2 protein-coding genes and 1 pseudogene are annotated in these 1,346 nt (G+C 53.0%); 2 read left to right on the top strand and 1 reads right to left on the bottom strand.

The window, feature by feature from the left end:
• Together F758_RS49175 and F758_RS0143005 are read left to right on the top strand one after the other, a co-directional pair.
• A pseudogene (locus F758_RS49175) lies at nucleotides 1-96 on the top strand (ArdC-like ssDNA-binding domain-containing protein); the annotation flags it as partial.
• 516 nt (nucleotides 97-612) lie between these two features.
• Nucleotides 613-873, top strand: a complete 261-nt coding sequence (locus F758_RS0143005) for a hypothetical protein (protein WP_024513512.1) — start codon at nucleotides 613-615, stop codon at nucleotides 871-873.
• A 211-nt stretch (nucleotides 874-1,084) separates the two neighbouring features.
• Here the strand turns inward: F758_RS0143005 and F758_RS51500 are convergent.
• The coding region (locus tag F758_RS51500) for a hypothetical protein (RefSeq protein ID WP_210200115.1) at nucleotides 1,085-1,346 on the bottom strand (262 nt) is incomplete at its 5' end.

The raw sequence follows: 1,346 nt of genomic DNA, 5'->3' as shown, positions 1-1,346 counted from the left end.
GGCATAAATGTCTTGCTCTTGTGGTCTGAGGCCTTCGTCAAAGGCTACAGCAATCCGACCTGGATCACCTTCAAGCAGGCTCTGGATCTAGGTGGTTAACCGACAGCAAGAATATCACTCTGTTTCGTGCTGGGTATCCCGTGTTGGATAGTAACCCGAGCGCGGCATCGAGTTGCCTCTTGCTGAGAATTTTGGCCTGCCTTCCGAGCGACATTTGATCCTCCTGGAAATCCGTCAGGAGGGTAGACAGTCGGGCGTTATCGTACAGGGCTTGTCCGAGTCGCTCTTGGGGTACTCGAACAGATCCCCCTGGCGACGTGATGCCACCGCCATGACCGCCTCCTTGTGAATGGGACGATTCCCGAACTGAGAAGGCTAAGAGCGCGTCGACAAGAATGCGCGCCTCACTTCAGCAAAACCACAAGGGGGTCACTTCTTCATGTCGCTACGGGGTTAAATCCGGACGTCGCTTGACATTGATCCGGGTTGCTTCGGCCGGTCTGCGCCCAAGCTACATCGCTCTATATCGCCCTTGAACAAGGTAACGCGCTCGCAATCCGGTTGGGCGCGGTCCCCGCCTTGAATTAATCCAGCAAAGGAGTTAGCTCGCTCATGCCCTCGCGTTCAAAACCTCATGAATTGGACAAGGTGTTTTGGCCCGACGATTCGCCGCAAATCCAGAAGGAACTGGCGCAGCTGAAGCAGCTGCAGCCCCATATGACCCGCAAAACCAAGTGGCATGTCAAAATTGACGACGTAAATTATTACCCGCATAGGGGCACAATCACGATTGATCCCGATATTCGCAACGGCGATCGCGGATTCGAGGCCTTGCTCGAGCTACTCAAAAAACGTCGATCGGCACGCTCCTGAAGGAGCGTGCTTTTTAGTGAAAACGCTCTAGGTCTAGGCAATCAAGACTGTTGCTACTGACTTGACAGAGCATTATTTTCGGAAAGCAGCGTTGAACGTAGGCCATCGTAACCAACGTTCAACGTACTCCCAACGTACTCCCAACCATCTGCCTACCTGCTATCCCTTTCTACCTTTTTCTCGGGCGAATTACGCCTTGATTGAGCGTGTTTCAGAAACGCTTCAATATTTGCAACGTCTTCAGAAGCTCTTTGTGTTCTGCTTTTCTCTTCCCGGTCCCATCGGCCTTCGCCAATTTCATGCCCGGCATATTAGACGATCGATGTCCCCGCGTTGAAGCCTCGAAATAAATCCGTCGCTTTTCCGTGTCCCCGCTCACACGCGGCCATGAATTCCTCGTAGCCAGAACTGAATTGCCACTCAGCAAGGAGTGGCAAAGATGCGCGACGTCTATAACCGGGTCACCAAGCAGA

The organism is Bradyrhizobium sp. ARR65 (assembly GCF_000472385.1).
In the GTDB taxonomy this organism is placed as follows: domain Bacteria; phylum Pseudomonadota; class Alphaproteobacteria; order Rhizobiales; family Xanthobacteraceae; genus Bradyrhizobium.
Note: the sequence above shows the minus strand (reverse complement) of the source record. Positions and strands in the feature narration are given on the sequence as shown.